We start from the raw sequence: 19,254 nt of genomic DNA on the forward strand, positions 1-19,254 counted from the left end.
GCATGACAATGGTAGACACAACCCCCACCGGTTCAACCGCTCCCAAGACGCGCACGACCCCGGCAACCCCGGTAACGGGCGGGGCTGCCGCCACCGGAACGCTGACTCCGACCAGTTCGCTTGACAGCGGCCTGACCGACACAAGCGCTGACGCGTCGGGCATGAATCCTTCAAGCACATCCGCACCCGTCGCCGAAGCGAAGAATCGTTTCAATGCGGCACTTGAAGAGGCAAAGGCTGGCGCCGCCGCTTTGCGCACTGAAGCGGAAAACCGTTTTACGGCAGTCAGCGGGCAGGCCAAGGGCAAAGGCAACGATCTTGTCGCAGACGCCAAATCTTACGGCGATCAGGCCAAGGTCAAGGCAGGCGATCTGGCCGTTGAAGGCAAAAAGGCTGCGAGCGATGCAATCGCGTCGCTTGGTAAGGTCGTTGGCGACACGGCCACACAGATCGACGAAAAGCTGGGTGAGCAGTACGGTGACTATGCCCGCAAGGCATCGCGCACGTTGCAGGAAACCTCGGCAAAGCTTGAATCCAAAAGCGTTGACGAGCTGAGCGAAGATGCCCGCGAGATGGTTCGCAAGAGCCCAGGCGTGGCTGTCGGCATTGCAGCCGTTGTCGGCTTTTTCCTCGCACGCATGCTTGGCGGGAACCGGAACTGATTCGTAGGTAGGGGCCACGCACATGTATGATACGCAGCCCTCGACACTCGGCACGTCGGATCACGATTTGAATGATCCGACGTTGCCGCCGACCGATGATTTTTCGGATGAAGATAACAGCAGCGCGTTCTCATCTCTGCGTGCAGACGTCGGTGCGCTGACAGAAGACGCTCGCACCTACGCCGAGGCGGAATTTGCGTTTCAAAAGACGCGCGCCGTTATGGCGGGCAAGAAGTCGGGTCGGGTGATCGGACTTTTGGTGCTTGCTTTGGTGTTGTTGCACATCGCCTTGATTGCTCTTGCGGTCGGTGTGGTGATCGCTCTGGCACCTTACATCACAATTTGGGGCGCGATCGCAGTTGTCGTGGGCGCCATGCTCATCGGCGTCGCTGTTCTTGTCATGATGGCACAGCGCGAAGGTAAGGTAGTGTCGGCGATGTTTGTATCAGGAGAGGCGGCATGACCGGCCTTCCATCGCGTTTCATTGAAGATCTGCGGCTGCGCAACGCGGCACGGGCTGTTCTTACCGATGACATCGACCGTCTTCGCGAGACCTTGGGCGAAGATGGCATCGCAAGCCGCGTCTCTTCGGGCTTTGGATCCACGATTAGCGAGCGTGTCCGTACCGGTGCGCGTGACGTTCTGTCGCAAGCCAAAACACAGGCAGGCGATCACAAGACCGTACTAGCCGTCCTGATTGGCGCTATCATGCTCTGGTTTGGCCGTGGCCCCATCCTCGACTGGATGGATGACACCGACGTGGATCAGCACAAAGACGACAACCATTCCGATGCCGCGCCCGATGCTGCGGCTACACAAGGAGATTACGTATGACCACCACGATACCAGAAGCCAACACCGACAGTCGCGATGCGCTTCGTGCAAGGATCGAGTCTTCCGAACGCCGAAACGCCGAACGTACCTTGGCTGATCAGGCGCGCGATGCCGCGACCTCTGCAGCCGACTACACTCGTGCCAATCCTCTGACAGTGATTGGCGGCGCGCTTGCAACTGGTCTGGTAATCGGACTCCTGACCCGCCCCGGCCGCCGCGTGGCCGGCAGAGCGTTCCACAATGCAAGCGATGCGATCTCCAACGCGGGGAACACCGTCAAGAATGCTGCAACCGGCAGCCGTTCCGGTTTCGGCCGGTCGTTCGGTGACACTGTACTGGCCTACGCCACGACAATGATCGACGAGGTCATGGACGCGGCTCGCACCGGTCAGGATCGCGTCAGCGACCTTGGTGATACCGCGGCCACGCAGGCCAAGCGTTTTGGTTCCAACGCTTCGTACGCAGCTGAATCCGCCAAGGACAGCACCCGCTCGCTGGCTCGCAACACACAGACCGCAGCAGCCGATGCCTTTCGTGATCTGAAGCGCAAGACCAATTGGTAATCTGGAGGTTTGGGGTCGTGGTTGGGCTTGCCCTTGGCGCTACACGCGCTAAGGGGTCGCCCAACCTTCCTCCCCAAGGGTACCTTATATGGCAGAAACCACCCCTACCCAACGTTTGCACCTTGTAATGGGTGGCCGCGTCAAAGATCCTCGTGCCATCGAATTCCAGGATCCGGAAAGCATTCACGTCGTAGGCGTGTTCAGCTCTTACGAATTTGCTGTCGATGCTTGGCGCGCACAGGCGCACCGCACGGTAGACGATGCAGAAATGAAATATGTCGTTGTAAATATTCAAAAGCTGTTGACCCCGGAAGATTGATTTGCGCCGATGGTCGCGATCCGACCGTACCGGCCGGATGACGCGGCTGCGCTCTCCGTCCTCACCCTCGCAGCGATCCGCACCACTGCGCTGCAGGCCTATTCACCCGCGCAGGTCACGGCTTGGGCGGATCACCATTCGGTGGAGCGACTGACAAGCGGCTCGGCCAAGGGCGATGTGATCCTTGTCGCAGCCGATGCGGGCGATCGACCGGTCGCCTATGTCGTTCTCGAGGTGGGGGGACACCTCGACATGCTGTACTGCCACCCAGACCACACGAGACAGGGTCTCGGCCTCAGGCTGCTGGCCGAGGCGGAAACCGCAGCGCGGGCTCAGGGTGCCACCCGGCTGTTCACCGAAGCGAGCGAACTGGCCCGCCCCGTGTTCGCGCGGGCCGGATATGTCCTGCGCAACCGCCGCGATTTTACGATACCGTCGAGTGGCGGCGAGGTGGCGATCCACAATTATGCGATGGAAAAGCGGCTCGGCTGAAGCGCCGAGACCATCGCGACGTCTTAGATAAATTCAATCTTCTCGACGCTGTAGAACTTTTCGCCCGAGGGCACGGTCACCTCGATATCGTCGCCGACCTGCTTTCCAATCAAAGCGCGGGCAAGCGGCGAAGTGTAGGAAATCCGACCCTTGGTCGCATCGGCTTCAGTCTGCCCTACGATCTGGTAACGGATCGGTTTGTCGTCTTCATCGAGCAACGTCACTGTTGCGCCAAAAACGATCTTGTCACCTGAAAGCGTCGTGGGATCGATGATCTGCGCACGGCTGACCATGCCCTCGATATCGCCAATCATGGCTTCGACCTGGCCCTGACGCTCCTTGGCGGCATGGTATTCGGCATTTTCCGAAAGATCGCCGTGCGCACGGGCTTCTTCGATAGCCTCGACGATTTTTGGGCGTTCCTCACGCAGCATCTTGAGGTCGGCCGTCAACCGTTCGTACCCCTCGGCCAGCATCGGCACCTTGTCCATCGTCGCCATTTCGTTGTTCTTTCTGTTTGTTATGTCGGCATTCCCCACATCACCAACAAAAGCGATACCGACCGTTCAATCCTCACGGCGCAAATCACTGTCGGTCTGTAGGGGAAAACCTTAGTTACATTTCATAATAGTCCTGCATCGAGCGGACTTCAAGCTGGTCAGGCCGGATCGTTGCAATCGACAGCGCGGCCGCGACCGATCCGGCGGCCGTTGTGTAATAGGGAACCTTGTTGGCAAGCGCTGCCTGACGGATCGATTTGGAGTCCATCAACGACTGCCAGCCTTCAGTGGTGTTGAAGATCAGCGCGATATCGCCATCAATAATTCTGTCGACGATATGGGGCTGCCCTTCGGCCACCTTGTTCACCCGTTCCACGTCCAATCCGCGTTCCGCAAGATAGGATTGCGTTCCGCCCGTAGCCACGATGCGGAAACCATGCTCGATCAGTTGGCGCACCCCGGCCACGATAACTGCTTTGTCGGTGTTCTTGACCGATACAAACACGGTTCCCGATTGTGGAGGCACCATCCCTGCGCCGATCTGCGATTTAAGAAAAGCGGCCTCGAAACCCGCATCGATCCCCATCACTTCACCTGTCGACTTCATCTCGGGGCTAAGCACGGGGTCTGCGCCCGGGAAGCGCGCCCACGGGAACACCGCTTCCTTGACCGCCATATAAGGAAGATCACGCTTGAACGGGGGGAAGGCTGCCAGTTTCTCTCCAGCCATCACCCGCGCGGCGATTTTTGCGACGGGCTGGCCGATTGCCTTCGCAACGAAGGGCACAGTCCGGCTGGCGCGCGGGTTCACCTCGATCAGAAAAACCTCGCCATCCTTGACGGCAAACTGGATGTTCATCAGGCCAACCACGCCCAGCGCCTGGGCTAGCAGCTCGGCCTGTCGTTCCATTTCAGCAATGATTTCTGGCGGAAGCGAATAGGGCGGCAAGGTACAGGCGCTATCGCCGGAGTGGACACCGGCTTCCTCGATGTGCTGCATCACGCCAGCAATCCGCACTTCTTCGCCGTCGCAAAGCGCATCGACATCGCATTCGATCGCATCGCGCAGATATTGATCGATAAGAACCGGGCTGTCCCCTGACACGTTCACTGCGGTCGCAATGTAGTTGTCAAGCTGCGCCTCGCTGTCGACGATCTCCATCGCCCGTCCGCCGAGCACGTAGGACGGGCGCAGCAAAACCGGATACCCGATGCGTGCAGCGACTGCGGCGGCTTCGTCACGGCTGCGCGCGATGCCGTTGTCGGGCTGCTTCAGCTTCAGCTTGCTCACCAGCTTGGCAAAGCGTTCGCGGTCTTCGGCCAAATCGATCGCATCGGGCGATGTCCCGAGGATGGGAATGCCAGCATCCTCCAGCGCCTGCGCCAGCTTGAGCGGAGTCTGCCCGCCGAATTGCACAATGACCCCGACCAATTCGCCAGATCGCTGTTCAACTGCAAGAATTTCGAGCACGTCTTCGGCCGTCAGCGGCTCGAAATACAGACGGTCCGATGTGTCGTAATCGGTGGAGACGGTTTCCGGATTGCAGTTGACCATGATGGTCTCGAAGCCCTGCTCGGCCAGCGCAAAGCATGCGTGGACACAGCAGTAATCGAATTCGATCCCCTGCCCGATCCGGTTCGGACCCCCGCCGAGGATCACCACCTTGCGGCGGTCGGATGGCATGGCTTCGCACTCCGGCTCGCCAAAGCTGGGCGCTTCGTAGGTCGAATACATGTACGGCGTGATCGCCTCGAATTCGGCAGCGCAGCTGTCGATCCGTTTGAATACAGGCACGACGCCAAGTTTGTGGCGCAGCGCGCGCACTTCGTCGGCGCTGGTTGCGCCGGCCATGGCGACAAGGGCATCGTGCAGCAGGCCCGAACGCTTGGCCTGGGTTTCGCCCATCCCGCCTGCGACGCCCACCGAACGCACGGCCAATCTGGCCAATCTGCGGTCGGAAAAGCCCATTGCCTTCAACCGCCGGAGTCCGACAGCGTTTTGCGGAAGACCATTCTTCTGCACTTCGGTTTCAGCGGCGATGATCGTTTCAATCTGCCGCAGGAACCACGGATCGTAAAAAGTGACAGCGGCGATGTCCTCAACGCTCAGTCCTTCACGAAACGCCTGTCCGACCTTGAGCAGCCGGTCCGGTGTCCGGCGCGACAGCGCGGCAGTGATGACATCACGGGGCTGGCCTTCGAGCTCGTGGAACCGATTGAATCCATCGAGTCCGGTTTCGAGGCCACGAAGCGCCTTCTGCATCGATTCGGCGAAACTGCGGCCGATCGCCATGACTTCGCCCACGCTCTTCATCGCGGTCGAAAGATCGTCTGCAGCGCCCTTGAACTTCTCGAAGGCGAAACGCGGGATCTTGGTGACGACGTAGTCGATGGTTGGCTCGAAGCTCGCTGGCGTCGCGCCGGTGATTTCGTTGGTCAGCTCGTCGAGCGTGTAGCCGATGGCGAGCTTGGCGGCGACACGAGCGATCGGGAAGCCGGTCGCCTTCGATGCCAGCGCGGAACTACGCGACACGCGCGGGTTCATCTCGATGACAATCAGGCGGCCATCCTTGGGATTCACCGCGAACTGGACGTTGGAACCGCCCGTCTCCACCCCGATCTCGCGCAGACACGCGATGCTCGCGTTGCGCATGATCTGGTATTCCTTGTCGGTCAGCGTCAACGCCGGGGCGACGGTGATGCTGTCGCCGGTGTGTACGCCCATCGGATCGACGTTTTCGATGGCGCAGATGATGATCGCGTTATCCTTGCGGTCGCGCACCACCTCCATCTCGAACTCTTTCCACCCGAGCAGCGATTCCTCGATCAGGACTTCGGTGGTGGGCGAGGCGTCGAGGCCTTCGCGCACGATCTGGTCGAACTCGGCCTTGTTATAGGCGATCCCGCCGCCCGTGCCGCCAAGCGTGAAGCTGGGACGGATGATCGAGGGCAGCCCGGTGCGTTCAAGGATCACGCGCGCTTCTTCCAGCGTGTTGGCCACGCCGCTGCGGGCGCTTTCGAGGCCGATAGAAGTCATCGCATCGCGGAACCGCTGGCGGTTTTCAGCCTTGTCGATCGCGTCGGCCTTCGCCCCGATCATCTCGACCCCGTATTTCGCCAGCGTGCCATCCGCATCGAGCGCCAGCGCGCAGTTCAGCGCGGTCTGCCCACCCATCGTCGGCAGCAGCGCATCAGGCCGTTCCTTGGCGATGATCTTGGCAACGATATCGGGCGTGATCGGCTCAATATAGGTGGCGTCGGCAAATTCCGGATCGGTCATAATCGTCGCCGGGTTGGAATTGACGAGGATGACGCGGTAGCCTTCCTCCTTCAACGCCTTGATCGCCTGCGTGCCAGAATAATCAAATTCGCAGGCCTGCCCGATAATGATCGGGCCAGCGCCGATGACGAGGATGGAGGAAATATCGGTTCTTTTGGGCATCAGGAATCCCTGTCGGCAAAGGCGAAGGTGAATTTGGTGTAACGGTTCACAAACGGCAGCACATCCGGCTTGGACGCGCCGTTTCCGAAGATGAAGGTGCAGTTCCGGCGGATGTCGATCAGACGATCCCCGTCACGCGCCATTATGTAGCTTAGCACATAGTAGGAGCGGGGACTGTTGCGACGGCCGATGACATCCAGCTGTCTGGTGCGGTCGTCACCCGACGACAGTCGTTCGGCGTCTACAAAGCCTTCGTCCTTGCGCGCATCGGCAATTGCGGCGTGGCGCGCGGCGGGGTCAAAAGCAGCATCATCAAACGGGCCTTCGGTCGCCGCGATCCGGCAATCCATCCGGCCTGCGACAGGATAGCGGGTGTCCTCGTCGTGCAATACAGGGCGCCAGAAGGTCAGTACCGGCAGCCCGGTGGCGGACGAAGCATCCAGCGTCACAGCACCATCGCCCTGAAAGGCCACGCCCTCCGCGATCTCCGCACCGGGCCATTCGGCGAGCGGTGGCGGAGTCATCGCTGCGTTTTGCGCGGCAAGTGTAGTTGCCGCCGCCATCACAGGAAAGGCGAGCAGTTTATGCAGCGTCAAAGCCCCCCGACAAACTTTTCGAACAGATAGAAGCTGTCCTGCGGGCCCGGCGATGCTTCCGGATGATACTGCACTGCAAAGGCTCGCTTGCCCTTGATCGCAATCCCGCAATTCGTCCCGTCAAACAGCGAGACATGGGTCTGCTCGACATTGTCCGGCAAAGTCGCGGCATCCACCGCAAAACCGTGGTTCATCGAAGTGATCTCGACTAGCCCCGAGGTTGCCCCCCAACCCTCGCCGACGCGCTGCACCGGATGGTTTGCGCCGCGATGGCCCTGGTGCATCTTGATCGTCTTTGCACCTGCGGCCAGCGCCAGAAGTTGATGCCCCAGACAAATCCCGAAGATCGGCATATCGGCGTCAAGCAGCGCCTCGATAACCGGCACCGCATATTCCCCCGTGGCCGCCGGATCGCCCGGACCGTTGCTCAGGAACACGCCGTCGGGCTTCAGCGCCATCACCTCGTCGAAGCTGGTTTTGGCTGGCACCACTGTCACTCGCGCCCCGGCCTTCACCAGATTGCGGAAGATGTTGTCCTTCGAGCCATAGTCGATCGCCACCACGTGTGGCTTGGCATCGAAGGGCGCACGGCCATAGCCCTTGCCCAGGATCCAATATCCGCCCTCCCAGCCTTCGTGCTTGTCGCGGGTAACGCGGATGGCAAGATCCATACCTTCAAGCCCGGGCCATTCCTGCGCGCGGCGCACAAGCGCAGGAATGTCAAAAATGCCATCGGCCGCATGAGCGATAACCGCGTTCGGTGCCCCGGTCTGACGAATGTGCCGTGTCAGTGCGCGGGTATCGACTCCGGAAAGGCCGATCTTTCCGTTGCGCACCATCCATTCGGCAAATCGTTCGACTGAACGGAAATTGGAAGGCTCGGTCACATCTTCGCGAACGATGCACCCAACCGCGCCTTCCACCTTGCTTTCGACATCATCACCATTGGCGCCCACGTTGCCGATATGGGGAAAGGTAAAGGTCACAATCTGCGCTGCGTAAGAAGGATCGGTCATCACCTCCTGATAACCGGTCATTGCGGTGTTAAAGCACACTTCTCCAACGCTGGCGCCCACAGCGCCAAAGCCGCGGCCCCAGATCACGGTGCCATCAGCCAATACGAGACAGCCGGTCGCGTCAGAAGGTTGCGCGCGGAGAGATGCGGGGTCGGCCATGGGGCGCTCCGTTCGGGTGTAATGCCAGCGATGTTGCTAAGTTTCGTGCGCTAGGCGCGTCGTTCGCTTGCGTCAACCTAGGCGTGTGGCCCTATTTGCGTTAGGGGCGCGCGCGACAGTCCAATCCACAGGAAACTCCCAATGATCCGTGATGAAATCAAGGCCGCCACAATCACCGCGATGAAGGCCGGCGAGAAAGACCGTACCGCCGCGCTTCGGCAGATCAGCGCCAAGATCAAGGACCGCGACATCGAAGAACGCACATCCACCAAGGCGATTCCCGATGACGAGCTTGTGGTCAGTGTATTGCAGAAGATGGCCAAGCAGCGGCGCGAATCAATCGAAATGTACGATGCTGGCGGCCGCGAGGAACTGGCCGCAGTGGAGCGCGCCGAACTGGCGGTAATTGAAGAATTCCTGCCGCAAATGCTGAGCGAGGCCGATACCGTCGCTGCAATCGAGGCGATCAAGGCAGAAACGGGCGCGTCGAGCATGAAGGACATGGGCACCGTCATGGCCGAACTGAAGGCACGCCACGGCGCTGTACTCGATGGAAAGTTGGCAAGCATGCTGGTGAAGGCGGCGCTTTCCTGATTGCAAGGTCGCGCTTGAATGCTGTTGCGTTCGGGCGCACCTAATCTGCCATGGCCATCACCCCGCAATGGAAAGACGAGCTGCGTGCACGGATCACGCTGTCGGCGCTCGTCCAGCGCAGCGTCAAGCTGACGCGTGCAGGCCGGGAATGGAAGGGTTGCTGCCCGTTCCATGAAGAAAAGACACCCAGCTTCTACGTCAACGACCAGAAGCAGTTCTACCATTGCTTTGGGTGCGGCGCGCATGGGGATGCGATCAGTTGGATGGTCGATCACGCAGGCCTTCAGTTCATGGACGCGGTCAAGGAGCTAGCGGCCAGCGCGGGGATGGATGTTCCTGCTCCTGATCCTGCGATGGCCAAACGCGCCGAACAGCGTGCCAGCCTGATCGACGTCACCGAAGCTTCGCAGAGTTTTTTCGCTGACAGTCTTGCAGGACCACAGGGCGGAGCGGCGCGGGCGTATTTGGAACGGCGCGGCTTCAGTGCGGCGATTTGCCGCGAATTCGGATTTGGGTGGGCCACGGATGATCGCCAGGCCCTGCCGCGCGCCTTGGTACAATTCGAAGAAAATATGCTCGAAGGCGCGGGGATGCGCGCCGCCAATGAGCAAGGCGAACGCTACGATCGGTTCCGCGGCCGCATTATGCTGCCCATTCAGGATGCCCGCGGCAGGGTGATCGCGTTCGGTGGACGGATTCTCGACAAACGGGAAGGCGTGGCGAAGTATCTGAATTCGCCGGACACCGATCTCTTCGACAAGGGCCGTACGCTTTACAACTTGCACCGCGCCGCACCTGCTGCTCGCCAGAGCGGTCGGGTGGTGGTGGTTGAAGGCTATATGGACGTGATCGCGCTCGCCAATGCGGGCATCGCGGATGCGGTCGCTCCGCTGGGCACCGCGCTTACCGAGATGCAGCTAGAACTGTTGTGGCGCATGGTGGAGGTGCCCGTTCTATGCTTCGATGGCGATGCTGCGGGTCAGCGCGCTGCGATGCGCGCGATTGTCCGGGCGTTGCCACTGCTGGCCCCGATGCGCTCGCTCAGCATTGTGCGGCTACCTGCAGGCCTGGATCCGGATGACCTTATCAAGTCGCAAGGCAAGGGTGCGATCGAACAGTTGCTGGCCCAACCGGCAAGCCTGATCGAAACGCTCTGGACAGTGGAGCGCGATGCCCAACCTCTCGACACACCGGAAGCCAAGGCGGGTTTGAAGGCGCGATTGATGGCGCATGTCGAAACCATCGCCGATCCTGACATCAAAAGCCTGTATCGCCGGGAGATCGGTGATCGTTTTTCCGCATTTGCCTATCCGCCGCGCGAATCGCGGGCGCCTGCCCGCCCCTCCTTTCAGCCAGGCCAAGCGTCCAAACGGTTGCCCTGGAGAGGTGGACCTTCGCTTCCGCAAGGCCTGTCTGACGGCGCGCGTGCTCAGCTTTCAAACACCATGGGAGGCGGCCAGCGACAGAGCCTGTTACGCGCGGTTCTGGTCGGACTTGCGCGGTTTCCGCAGCAGATCGCGCGGCACGCCGAAGCCCTGTCCAGCCTTACCCGGCTTGATCGCGAAGCAGCCCCGCTTATCGAATCGCTCTTCGAACTTGCAGAAACGCTTGATTCGCAGCCGCCAACCGCCATATGCAACCCGCAAGGTCATCCTGCCCCGCCGGCAGATATACGTTACGCCTTTCTCGATGAAGGCAATGATCCCGGCGCTGCGTGTGAGGAATTGGCTGAAGCTGTGTCGCTGCTGGTTGAAAGACCAGCGCTGGAGGCTGCGCTTGCGGCCACCATTGCTCGTTTCGAGAGCGATCCTGAAGGATCGTTCGCGGAGCAGACTCGCCTGCGTGCACAGCTGTTGGCAGTTGAAGACAGGCTGAAGGCTTTCGGTCGCCGCAAAGCAGGCGCGGTGGCCTTGGGTGATGATACCGTCTGACGGGCGGTAATGGGATTAATTGGCGACCGCGCATGTCATGCAGGTCGCCCGGCAACGGATTGATTGTAAAAATATGGCCGAGAAGGAAGACGCTCCGCTGATCGATCTTAATGAGGCTTCGATCAAGAAGCTGATCAGCAAGGCGAAAAAGCGCGGCTATGTCACCTATGATGAGCTGAACGAGGCGCTGCCCTCCGGCGAGATGAGCCCTGATCAGATTGAGGACATTCAGACGGCTCTTTCCGAAATGGGCGTCCAGATCGTCGAGAGCGACGAAGAGGCCGAGTCTGAAGGCGAAGATAACGAAGCCGAGGAAGTCGTCGCCGATGATGACGATGACGATGATGATGACAGCGAAAAGAAGGGCCCTGCAAAAGACGCCCGTGCTGGCAATCGCAAACTCGTAACCGGCGAACGTACCGATGATCCGGTGCGCATGTATTTGCGCGAAATGGGCGCGGTCGAACTGCTCAGCCGTGAAGGCGAAATCGCCATTGCCAAACGGATCGAAGCTGGCCGCGACATGATGATCATGGGCCTGTGCGAAAGCCCGATTACATTCCACGCGATCATTCAGTGGTCCGAAGCTCTCAACAACGGCGACATGCAGCTGCGCGAGATCCTTGATCTCGACGCAATGCTTTCTAAGGAACCGCCCGCCGACAAGATGGCCGAAGGCGCCGAGGACGACGACGACGACGGCGAAATTTCGGAAGCCACCGCTGGCCCGACCATCCGCGAAGATGACGAAGTCGAAGAAGAAGCCAGCGATGACGACGATGACGAGGACGGCGAAGGCCGCCCCAAGCGCGAAGAGGAAGAGGAGGAGGACAACACCCTCTCCCTCGCCCAGATGGAAGCAGCGCTAAAGCCCGAAGCCCTTGAGCGGTTCGCGCGCATTACGACGCTGTTCAACGCCTTCGAAAAACTGCAGGGTGAGCGGGTTGATACTTTGGCGATGGGGAACGATTTCCCGGCCGCCAAAGAGAAGAAATACGAACAACTGCGCGAAGATCTCACCGCTGAAGTCGAAAGCGTTCAGTTCCATGCGACCAAGATCGAATTTCTGGTCGACAACCTCTATGCCTTCAATCGCCGCCTGACCACGCTGGGCGGCCAAATGCTGCGTCTGGCCGAACGTCACAAGGTCAAGCGCGTCGATTTCCTCAATGCCTATATCGGCAACGAAATGGACGACGCCTGGATCAAGGAAAAGGCGAAGAAAGACAAGAAGTGGGCCGCCTTCGCCGAGCGCGAGGAAGACGCGATCGAACGTATCCGTTCCGAAATCGCTGATATTGCCGCGCAGACCGGCATGAGCCTCCCCGAATTCCGCCGCATCGTTAACATGGTGCAGAAGGGTGAGCGCGAGGCGCGCATCGCCAAAAAGGAAATGGTCGAGGCGAACCTGCGGCTGGTGATCTCGATCGCCAAGAAATACACTAACCGGGGCCTGCAATTCCTTGATCTTATTCAGGAAGGCAACATCGGCCTGATGAAGGCGGTCGACAAGTTTGAATACCGCCGCGGTTACAAGTTCAGCACTTACGCGACGTGGTGGATCCGGCAGGCGATCACCCGCTCGATTGCCGATCAGGCCCGCACCATCCGCATTCCGGTTCACATGATCGAGACGATCAACAAGCTGGTGCGCACAAGCCGCCAGTTCCTGCACGAGGAAGGCCGCGAGCCGACGCCGGAGGAAATGGCGCAGCGCCTTTCCATGCCCTTGGAGAAGGTGCGCAAGGTGATGAAGATCGCCAAGGAGCCGATCTCCCTTGAAACGCCGATCGGCGACGAGGAAGACAGCCACTTGGGCGATTTCATCGAGGACAAGAACGCGATCATCCCCGTGGACGCCGCGATTCAGGCGAATCTCAAGGAAACCGTCACCCGCGTGCTGGCCTCGCTGACGCCGCGTGAGGAGCGCGTGCTGCGGATGCGCTTCGGCATCGGGATGAATACCGATCACACGCTCGAAGAGGTGGGCCAGCAGTTCTCGGTGACCCGCGAACGCATCCGGCAGATCGAAGCCAAGGCGCTGCGCAAGCTCAAGCACCCAAGTCGGTCGCGCAAGATGCGCAGCTTCCTCGACCAGTAGTACGAGAAAGGCCCCGCTTCGGCGGGGTTTTTCTTGCAAGGCGAGCTTAGTCTTTCTTGGCCGGCAGGGAATCGCGCTTGGTCGATGCCATTTCCTCCAAATCTTTCTCACTCATCGAATTGACCATCTCCTTCGATGCGCCCTTGAGGTCTTTCTTCGGCGTTTCGCCGCGCTTTGCGGACAGTGCCGCACCTGCGGCTTTCTGCTGCGCCTTCGACTTGGCTTTCATAGCGAAATCTCCTGATTGTCGGTCAGCTGCAATCTAGATACGTTGGCGCCCTATCTTGACTCCAATTTTTGGCAATCCGCCAGTCGAAAAGACGCACCCTGGGGGTGGAGAATCTCGCCTCTAACGCCTATAGGCCTGCCATGCGCATCGCCATCGCCTCCGATCACGCAGCCGTCGAGCTGAAGTCCGAACTAGCCGAATGGCTCGTCGAAGAAGGCCACGAGGTCGCCGATCTCGGGCCGGAACCGGGGCAGAGCGTCGATTACCCCGATTACGGCTACCGCCTCGCGGAAATTCTGGCTGAAGGCACTGCCGAATTCGGCGTTGCCCTGTGCGGCAGTGGCATCGGTATCTCGATTGGCGTCAACCGCCATCCGCAGGTACGCTGTGCTCTTGTATCCGAGCCGCTCTCGGCCGCCCTCGCGCGTGAACATAATGATGCCAATTGCATCGCAATGGGCGCGCGTCTCGTAGGGATCGAGATGGCCAAATCTTGCGTTGCCACCTTCCTTGATACCGAATTCGCCGATGCCGGCGATCCGGCCGGGCGTCACCAGCGCCGTGTCGGCAAGCTTGGCAAACCACCGTTTCAGCCTGATCACATCGAGACCCATCAATGAGCACAGCCCCGATTGATTTCGCCGCCCGTTCAGTCGCTGCCCCGATGGATGGCTTCTGGAACGACGACCTAGCGCACGCCGATCCGGAGATTGCAGCGGCCGTAGCAAAAGAACTTGGCCGCCAGCGCGACAAGATCGAACTGATCGCGTCCGAAAACATCGCAAGCCGTGCCGTGCTGGAAGCGGCCGGAAGCGTGTTCACTAACAAGTATGCCGAAGGTTATCCGGGCAAGCGCTACTACGGCGGCTGTGACTACGCAGACGTGGTGGAAACGCTAGCAATTGATCGCGCCAAGCAATTGTTCGGCTGTAATTTTGCCAATGTGCAGCCCAACAGCGGCTCGCAGATGAACCAGGCCGTGTTCCTCGCGCTGCTCAACCCGGGCGACACCTTCATGGGGCTCGATCTGAATTCGGGCGGGCACCTCACCCACGGTTCGCCCGTCAACATGAGCGGCAAGTGGTTCAATGTCGTGTCGTATGGCGTCAGCCGCGAGACCGAGACCATCGACATGGAAGAAGTCGCCACCAAGGCGCGGGAAAACAAGCCGAAGATCATTATCTGCGGCGGCACCGCCTATTCGCGCACCTGGGATTTCCCCGCCTTCCGCGCGATTGCGGACGAAGTCGGTGCGGTGTTGCTGTGCGACATGAGCCACATTTCCGGTCTTGTCGCCGGCGGCGCGCACCCCTCGCCCTTCCCGCATTGCGACATAGTCACCTCGACCACTCACAAGAGCCTGCGCGGGCCCCGCTCGGGCATCATCCTGTGGAATGACGAGAAGTACACTAAGCCGCTCAACATGGCGGTGTTCCCGGGTCTTCAGGGCGGCCCGCTGATGCACATCGTCGCAGCAAAGGCTGTAGCCTTCAAGGAGGCGCTCGATCCGAGCTTCAGCGACTATGCCCACCGCATCGTCGAAAACGCCCGCGCGCTGGCCGCGAGCCTTGAGGAAAACGGGCTGCGCATCGTCAGTGGTGGCACCGACAACCATTCGATGCTGGTGGATCTCACTGCGAAAGACGTGACCGGCAGGGATGCCGAGAAGGGCCTCGATAGGGCCTTCCTAACTTGCAACAAAAACGGCATTCCCTACGACACCCGCTCGCCTTTCGTCACCAGCGGCATTCGCCTTGGCACGCCGGCCGGCACCACCCGCGGCTTTGGCCCGGAAGAGTTCCGCACGATTGGCAGACTTATCGCCGAAGTGGTTGAAGGCCTGTCGAAAAACGGTCCTGATGGCGATGCGCAGGTTGAAGAAAGCGTACGTCAGCGCGTAAGCAAGATGTGTGCCGCTTTCCCCGTCTATCCAGGTATGTAAGGAACCACGTCGATGAACCAGCAAGACCCGCGTCCGGGGCCCGATTGGGTCGAAGGTGTGAAGACAGAAGTGTCAGGCATGGCCCGCGAAGGGATGAACCATCCTTCCACGAAGCCTGTCCTGACAGGCGCAGCGATCGGCGCAGCAGCGGGCCTCTTGCTTCCGGTGCTTTCCATACCGGTCGGCCTTATCGCTGGTGCGGGGTTTGCGCTGTATCAGAGGGTCAAGAAGTAACTACCTGAATGCGTTGCCCCTTTTGTGCCCATGATGACAGTCAAGTCAAAGATAGCCGCCCGACTGAGGACAACGCCTCGATCCGGCGACGCCGTCAGTGTTCGTCCTGCGGCGCGCGCTTCACCACGTTCGAGCGCGTGCAACTGCGCGAGGTCGTGGTGGTCAAATCGGGTAACAACGGCGAAGCGATGCGGCGGGAGCCATTTGATCGGTCAAAGCTTGAGCATTCGGTTGCACTGGCCACCCGCAAACGCGGGATCGATCAGGAACGGATCGATCAGCTAATCTCGGGCATTCAGCGCCAGGTGGAAACATCGGGCGAGGCTGAAGTCGCGTCGTCGCATATCGGCGAATTGGTGATGGAAGGTCTGCGACAGATCGATTCGGTCGCCTACATCCGATTTGCCAGTGTCTACCGCGATTTTTCCGAAGCCCGCGACTTCGAAGAATTTGCCAGCACCGTTCAGCAAGCCGCGAAAGATTAAGGCAAACATGGCCGAACTCAATAAGCCGGTTATCGTGCTAGTGCGCCCACAGTTGGGCGAAAACATCGGTAAGGCGGCACGGGCCATGCTCAATTTCGGTTTGACAGAGCTTAGACTTGTCAGCCCGCGTGATGGATGGCCCAACCCCTCGGCAGGCCCTGCTGCGGCTGGCGCCGACATTGTGCTTGAACGGGCAAAGGTATTCGCCAGCACCGCCGAAGCCGTTGCCGATTGCCAGCATGTTCATGCGACGACGGTGCGAAAGCGCGGAGTGACCAAGCCTGTTATCGGTGCGGATGACGCGGGCCGGTTGGTCCATACCGTTGCCGGTCGCCATGCCATCATCTTCGGGCCTGAGCGGTCGGGGCTCGAAACCGAAGATGTTGCACTTGCACGCAATATCCTCACGATTCCCATCAACCCGGAATTTGCCTCGCTCAATTTGGCACAAGCGGTAATTTTGGTGGCTTACGAATGGGCGCGCATGGGCCGCGCTTTGGCAGGGGCGGATGCCGTGTTGGTGCAGCCCACGTTGGAAGAGACGCTTCCCCCCGCTCCGCAGGAGGAGCTGGAAGGCCTGATTGCCCACATCGAGACGATACTTGAACCGCGGGACTACTTCCTCCCCGAAGGCCGAGCCGAAGCGACGCGAAGGACGCTCCGCGGGGTCTTGACGAAGCCGGGCTGGAATCATCTGGAAGTGCGAACTTTGCGCGGCGTCCTCACCACGCTGAATCGTAAGATCCGCGACTGATTGTTCAGCAGCGGTTGTCACTGGCTTGACCTTTACGGCCATGCTGCTATGCGCGCGCCTTCGCAATTGGCCCCGCACCCCGGTGAAGCGGTGGCCGCATTATGATCTGTCATGATGGTGCGATGCCGGGTTCAATGGCTGCCCAATGGGGGCGGCCCAGCAATTTGAAGGAAGACGTATGTCGAAGCGCAAAAGCGCCAAGTACAAGCTTGACCGCCGGATGGGCGAAAACATCTGGGGTCGTCCCAATTCCCCGGTGAACAAGCGGTCCTACGGCCCCGGCCAGCACGGTCAGCGTCGCAAGGGCAAGATGAGCGATTATGGCCTGCAGCTGCGCGCCAAGCAGAAGCTCAAGGGCTATTACGGTGACGTCACCGAAAAGCAGTTCAAGCGCACCTATGCCGAAGCATCGCGCATGAAGGGCGATACCAGCCAGAACCTGATCGGCCTGCTCGAACAGCGCCTGGACATGGTCGTGTACCGCGCCAAGTTCGCGCCGACGATCTTCTCGGCCCGTCAGGTCGTCAGCCACGGTCACATCTATGTGAACGGCGTGAAGTGCAACATCGCCTCGCGCCGCGTAATGGTCGGCGATGTCATCAGCCTCGGCAGCAAGGCCAAGGAAATGGCGCTCGTGATCGAAGCACAGAGCCTCGCCGAGCGTGACATTCCCGATTACGTCCAGCCCGATGGCACCGACAAAATCACCTTCACCCGCGTGCCCAAGCTCGACGAAGTCCCCTACCCGGTGACGATGGAACCGAACCTGGTGGTGGAATTCTACTCGCGCTGATCCGATTTCAGCGATCTGATACAAGAAGGGCGGCCTCGCGGGGCCGCCCTTTTTCGTTGGAGGGATGCGGAGGCGGCTGTCAGCCGCGGGTTCGATCCCATTCATTGAGTTCATAAGCGATCGAGCCTTCGACGAGGCGCTCCCACAGGTCGGCTACGACATCGGCGGGAATGCGACGCGCTTCGGCCTCGGCGACCGCGGCGGCGATCACGCTGGCCTTGCGGGCCTCATCGCGCACCACATCGCGGCTCGGTTTGATCCGGGCGGCGGCACGCATGTAACCAAAACGCGTCGACAGCAGGGCTACCAGCTCGCGATCGAGCGCGTCGACCCCGGCGCGCACCTCAGTCATGGTTTGGCAGGCTTCCGGGGCTTTGACAGCGGAATCGGACATCAATCAGGAACTTCCAAGGTAATCACGCCGGAACGTGGCGGCAAAATTGGCAAAGCGCTGCGCCGCAATGGCATCGCGCATTCCCTGCATCAAGGCTTGATAGAAGCTGAGATTATGCTCGGTCACAAGCATGGCGCCAAGCATTTCGCCGGATTTCACAAGATGATGGATATAGGCGCGGCTGTATGTCCGGCAGACGGGGCATGCGCACATTTCATCCAGCGGGCCGGTATCTTCGGCAAATCGCGCATTGCGCAGGTTGAGCGGGCCGTTCCACGTAAATGCCTGGCCGTTGCGTCCTGACCGGGTGGGCAAGACGCAATCGAACATGTCGATGCCGCGCTCCACTGCACCGACGAGATCGTCTGGCTTGCCGACTCCCATCAGATAACGAGGCCGGTCCTTGGGCAGCATGTCGGGTGCGTAATCGAGCACCCCGAACATGGCTTCTTGCCCTTCTCCGACAGCAAGTCCGCCAACGGCATAGCCATCGAACCCGATATCAGTAAGCCTGTCCGCGCTGATCCGGCGCAAATCTTCGTGCAGGGCGCCCTGCTGAATTCCGAACAAGGCCGCACGGCTTGCGTGATCGCTGCCACTGTCGAAACCATCTCGGCTTCGCTTGGCCCAGCGCATCGACAGTTCCATCGATGCGGCAATATCGTCAAAGGGCCGGTCGGCGCGGGGGCATTCATCAAACGCCATGACAATATCGGAACCCAGCAGGCGTTGGATTTCCATTGACCGTTCGGGGGAGATCATGTGCTTCGAACCATCGATATGGCTGCGAAACTCCACGCCCTGTTCCGTCAATTTGCGAAGTTCGCTCAGGCTCATCACCTGATAGCCGCCGCTGTCTGTCAAAATGGGGCGCTGCCAATTCATGAACGCGTGCAAACCGCCGAGCCGCGCCACGCGTTCTGCGCCAGGACGCAGCATCAGGTGGTAGGTATTGCCAAGGATGATATCGGCCCCCGTCGCACGGACGGCTTCGGGCTTCATCGCCTTGACCGTTGCAGCGGTTCCCACTGGCATGAAGGCCGGCGTGCGGATTTCGCCACGCTGCATCGCGATGGCGCCAGTGCGCGCCTTGCCGTCGGTCGCGTGGAGGGTGAAGGCGAAACGGGGAGGTGTCATTGGCCGTGCGCGCTAGCGGCGCGCGGGGCGCCTGTCACCCCCTAAGGCTGCCAGCCCAACACCCATTATTAAACAAA

The 19,254-nt window shown here is 60.2% G+C and carries 22 protein-coding genes; 15 read left to right on the forward strand and 7 right to left on the reverse strand.

The window, feature by feature from the left end:
* The first annotated feature begins 2 nt into the window (after positions 1-2).
* From SJY33_RS05090 to SJY33_RS05115, 6 genes are all read left to right on the forward strand, one after another.
* The gene (locus tag SJY33_RS05090; RefSeq protein WP_379921506.1) at positions 3-662 is read left to right on the forward strand and encodes a hypothetical protein; all 660 of its coding nucleotides are present in this window, start codon (positions 3-5) and stop codon (positions 660-662) included.
* A gap of 22 nt (positions 663-684) precedes the next feature.
* Positions 685-1,125: a phage holin family protein gene (locus SJY33_RS05095; protein WP_379921507.1), complete on the forward strand. Its 441-nt coding sequence runs from the start codon at positions 685-687 to the stop codon at positions 1,123-1,125.
* On the forward strand, positions 1,122-1,496 hold the full coding sequence (locus SJY33_RS05100; RefSeq protein ID WP_379921509.1) for a hypothetical protein: 375 nt from the start codon (positions 1,122-1,124) through the stop codon (positions 1,494-1,496). Before SJY33_RS05095 ends, SJY33_RS05100 begins: the two co-directional genes overlap by 4 nt.
* On the forward strand, positions 1,493-2,059 hold the full coding sequence (locus SJY33_RS05105; RefSeq protein WP_379921510.1) for a hypothetical protein: 567 nt from the start codon (positions 1,493-1,495) through the stop codon (positions 2,057-2,059). Before SJY33_RS05100 ends, SJY33_RS05105 begins: the two co-directional genes overlap by 4 nt.
* Before the next feature lie 88 nt (positions 2,060-2,147).
* Positions 2,148-2,378 carry a DUF4170 domain-containing protein gene (locus tag SJY33_RS05110; protein WP_379921512.1) on the forward strand — a complete coding sequence of 77 codons (231 nt, stop codon included), beginning with the start codon at positions 2,148-2,150 and terminating at the stop codon, positions 2,376-2,378.
* A gap of 9 nt (positions 2,379-2,387) precedes the next feature.
* The gene (locus SJY33_RS05115; protein ID WP_379921513.1) at positions 2,388-2,870 is read left to right on the forward strand and encodes a GNAT family N-acetyltransferase; all 483 of its coding nucleotides are present in this window, start codon (positions 2,388-2,390) and stop codon (positions 2,868-2,870) included.
* Between the two features lie 23 nt (positions 2,871-2,893).
* Here SJY33_RS05115 and greA read toward each other — a convergent pair whose 3' ends face one another.
* From greA to carA, 4 genes are all read right to left on the reverse strand, one after another.
* Positions 2,894-3,370: a transcription elongation factor GreA gene (gene greA, locus SJY33_RS05120; RefSeq protein ID WP_379921514.1), complete on the reverse strand. Its 477-nt coding sequence runs from the start codon at positions 3,368-3,370 to the stop codon at positions 2,894-2,896.
* Between the two features lie 115 nt (positions 3,371-3,485).
* On the reverse strand, positions 3,486-6,812 hold the full coding sequence (gene carB / locus SJY33_RS05125; RefSeq protein WP_379921515.1) for a carbamoyl-phosphate synthase large subunit: 3,327 nt from the start codon (positions 6,810-6,812) through the stop codon (positions 3,486-3,488).
* The gene (locus SJY33_RS05130) at positions 6,812-7,408 is read right to left on the reverse strand and encodes a carbamoyl-phosphate synthase large subunit (protein ID WP_379921517.1); all 597 of its coding nucleotides are present in this window, start codon (positions 7,406-7,408) and stop codon (positions 6,812-6,814) included. The genes carB and SJY33_RS05130 overlap by 1 nt, the downstream gene beginning before the upstream one ends.
* The gene (gene carA / locus SJY33_RS05135) at positions 7,405-8,583 is read right to left on the reverse strand and encodes a glutamine-hydrolyzing carbamoyl-phosphate synthase small subunit (RefSeq protein WP_379921518.1); all 1,179 of its coding nucleotides are present in this window, start codon (positions 8,581-8,583) and stop codon (positions 7,405-7,407) included. The genes SJY33_RS05130 and carA overlap by 4 nt, the downstream gene beginning before the upstream one ends.
* A gap of 141 nt (positions 8,584-8,724) precedes the next feature.
* Here carA and SJY33_RS05140 point away from each other — a divergent pair, with 141 nt between their 5' ends.
* From SJY33_RS05140 to rpoD, 3 genes are all read left to right on the forward strand, one after another.
* Positions 8,725-9,177 carry a GatB/YqeY domain-containing protein gene (locus tag SJY33_RS05140; RefSeq protein WP_379921519.1) on the forward strand — a complete coding sequence of 151 codons (453 nt, stop codon included), beginning with the start codon at positions 8,725-8,727 and terminating at the stop codon, positions 9,175-9,177.
* 50 nt (positions 9,178-9,227) lie between these two features.
* Positions 9,228-11,108 (forward strand): DNA primase, encoded by a 1,881-nt coding sequence (dnaG, locus tag SJY33_RS05145; protein ID WP_379921520.1) that lies wholly within the window; start codon positions 9,228-9,230, stop codon positions 11,106-11,108.
* A 73-nt stretch (positions 11,109-11,181) separates the two neighbouring features.
* Entirely contained in the window at positions 11,182-13,209 is a 2,028-nt protein-coding gene (gene rpoD, locus SJY33_RS05150; RefSeq protein ID WP_379921521.1) for an RNA polymerase sigma factor RpoD, read from the forward strand.
* 46 nt (positions 13,210-13,255) lie between these two features.
* Here rpoD and SJY33_RS05155 read toward each other — a convergent pair whose 3' ends face one another.
* Complete coding sequence (locus tag SJY33_RS05155) at positions 13,256-13,438, reverse strand: DUF3008 family protein (RefSeq protein WP_379921522.1); 183 nt, start codon at positions 13,436-13,438, stop codon at positions 13,256-13,258.
* Positions 13,439-13,578: 140 nt separating this feature from the next.
* On the opposite strand from SJY33_RS05155, the gene SJY33_RS05160 reads away from it, so the two are divergent.
* The 6 genes from SJY33_RS05160 (at position 13,579) to rpsD (ending at position 17,646) form a co-directional block, all read left to right on the forward strand.
* Positions 13,579-14,058, forward strand: a complete 480-nt coding sequence (locus SJY33_RS05160) for an RpiB/LacA/LacB family sugar-phosphate isomerase (protein WP_379921523.1) — start codon at positions 13,579-13,581, stop codon at positions 14,056-14,058.
* Positions 14,055-15,380 carry a serine hydroxymethyltransferase gene (gene glyA / locus SJY33_RS05165; RefSeq protein ID WP_379921525.1) on the forward strand — a complete coding sequence of 442 codons (1,326 nt, stop codon included), beginning with the start codon at positions 14,055-14,057 and terminating at the stop codon, positions 15,378-15,380. The genes SJY33_RS05160 and glyA overlap by 4 nt, the downstream gene beginning before the upstream one ends.
* 12 nt (positions 15,381-15,392) lie before the next feature.
* The gene (locus tag SJY33_RS05170; protein WP_379921526.1) at positions 15,393-15,614 is read left to right on the forward strand and encodes a hypothetical protein; all 222 of its coding nucleotides are present in this window, start codon (positions 15,393-15,395) and stop codon (positions 15,612-15,614) included.
* 8 nt (positions 15,615-15,622) lie between these two features.
* A complete protein-coding gene (gene nrdR, locus SJY33_RS05175) occupies positions 15,623-16,099 on the forward strand; it encodes a transcriptional regulator NrdR (protein WP_379921527.1) in 477 nt (158 codons plus the stop codon).
* 7 nt (positions 16,100-16,106) lie between these two features.
* A complete protein-coding gene (locus SJY33_RS05180; protein ID WP_379921528.1) occupies positions 16,107-16,853 on the forward strand; it encodes an RNA methyltransferase in 747 nt (248 codons plus the stop codon).
* Positions 16,854-17,031: 178 nt separating this feature from the next.
* Positions 17,032-17,646, forward strand: a complete 615-nt coding sequence (gene rpsD / locus SJY33_RS05185; RefSeq protein WP_379921529.1) for a 30S ribosomal protein S4 — start codon at positions 17,032-17,034, stop codon at positions 17,644-17,646.
* Positions 17,647-17,725: 79 nt separating this feature from the next.
* Here the strand turns inward: rpsD and SJY33_RS05190 are convergent, their stop codons facing one another.
* Together SJY33_RS05190 and tgt are read right to left on the reverse strand one after the other, a co-directional pair.
* Positions 17,726-18,040: a chorismate mutase gene (locus tag SJY33_RS05190; protein ID WP_379921530.1), complete on the reverse strand. Its 315-nt coding sequence runs from the start codon at positions 18,038-18,040 to the stop codon at positions 17,726-17,728.
* Between the two features lie 3 nt (positions 18,041-18,043).
* Positions 18,044-19,177, reverse strand: a complete 1,134-nt coding sequence (tgt, locus tag SJY33_RS05195) for a tRNA guanosine(34) transglycosylase Tgt (RefSeq protein WP_379921531.1) — start codon at positions 19,175-19,177, stop codon at positions 18,044-18,046.
* Positions 19,178-19,254: the final 77 nt, after the last annotated feature.

Source organism: Erythrobacter sp. R86502, from assembly GCF_042466465.1.
Lineage (GTDB): Bacteria > Pseudomonadota > Alphaproteobacteria > Sphingomonadales > Sphingomonadaceae > Erythrobacter.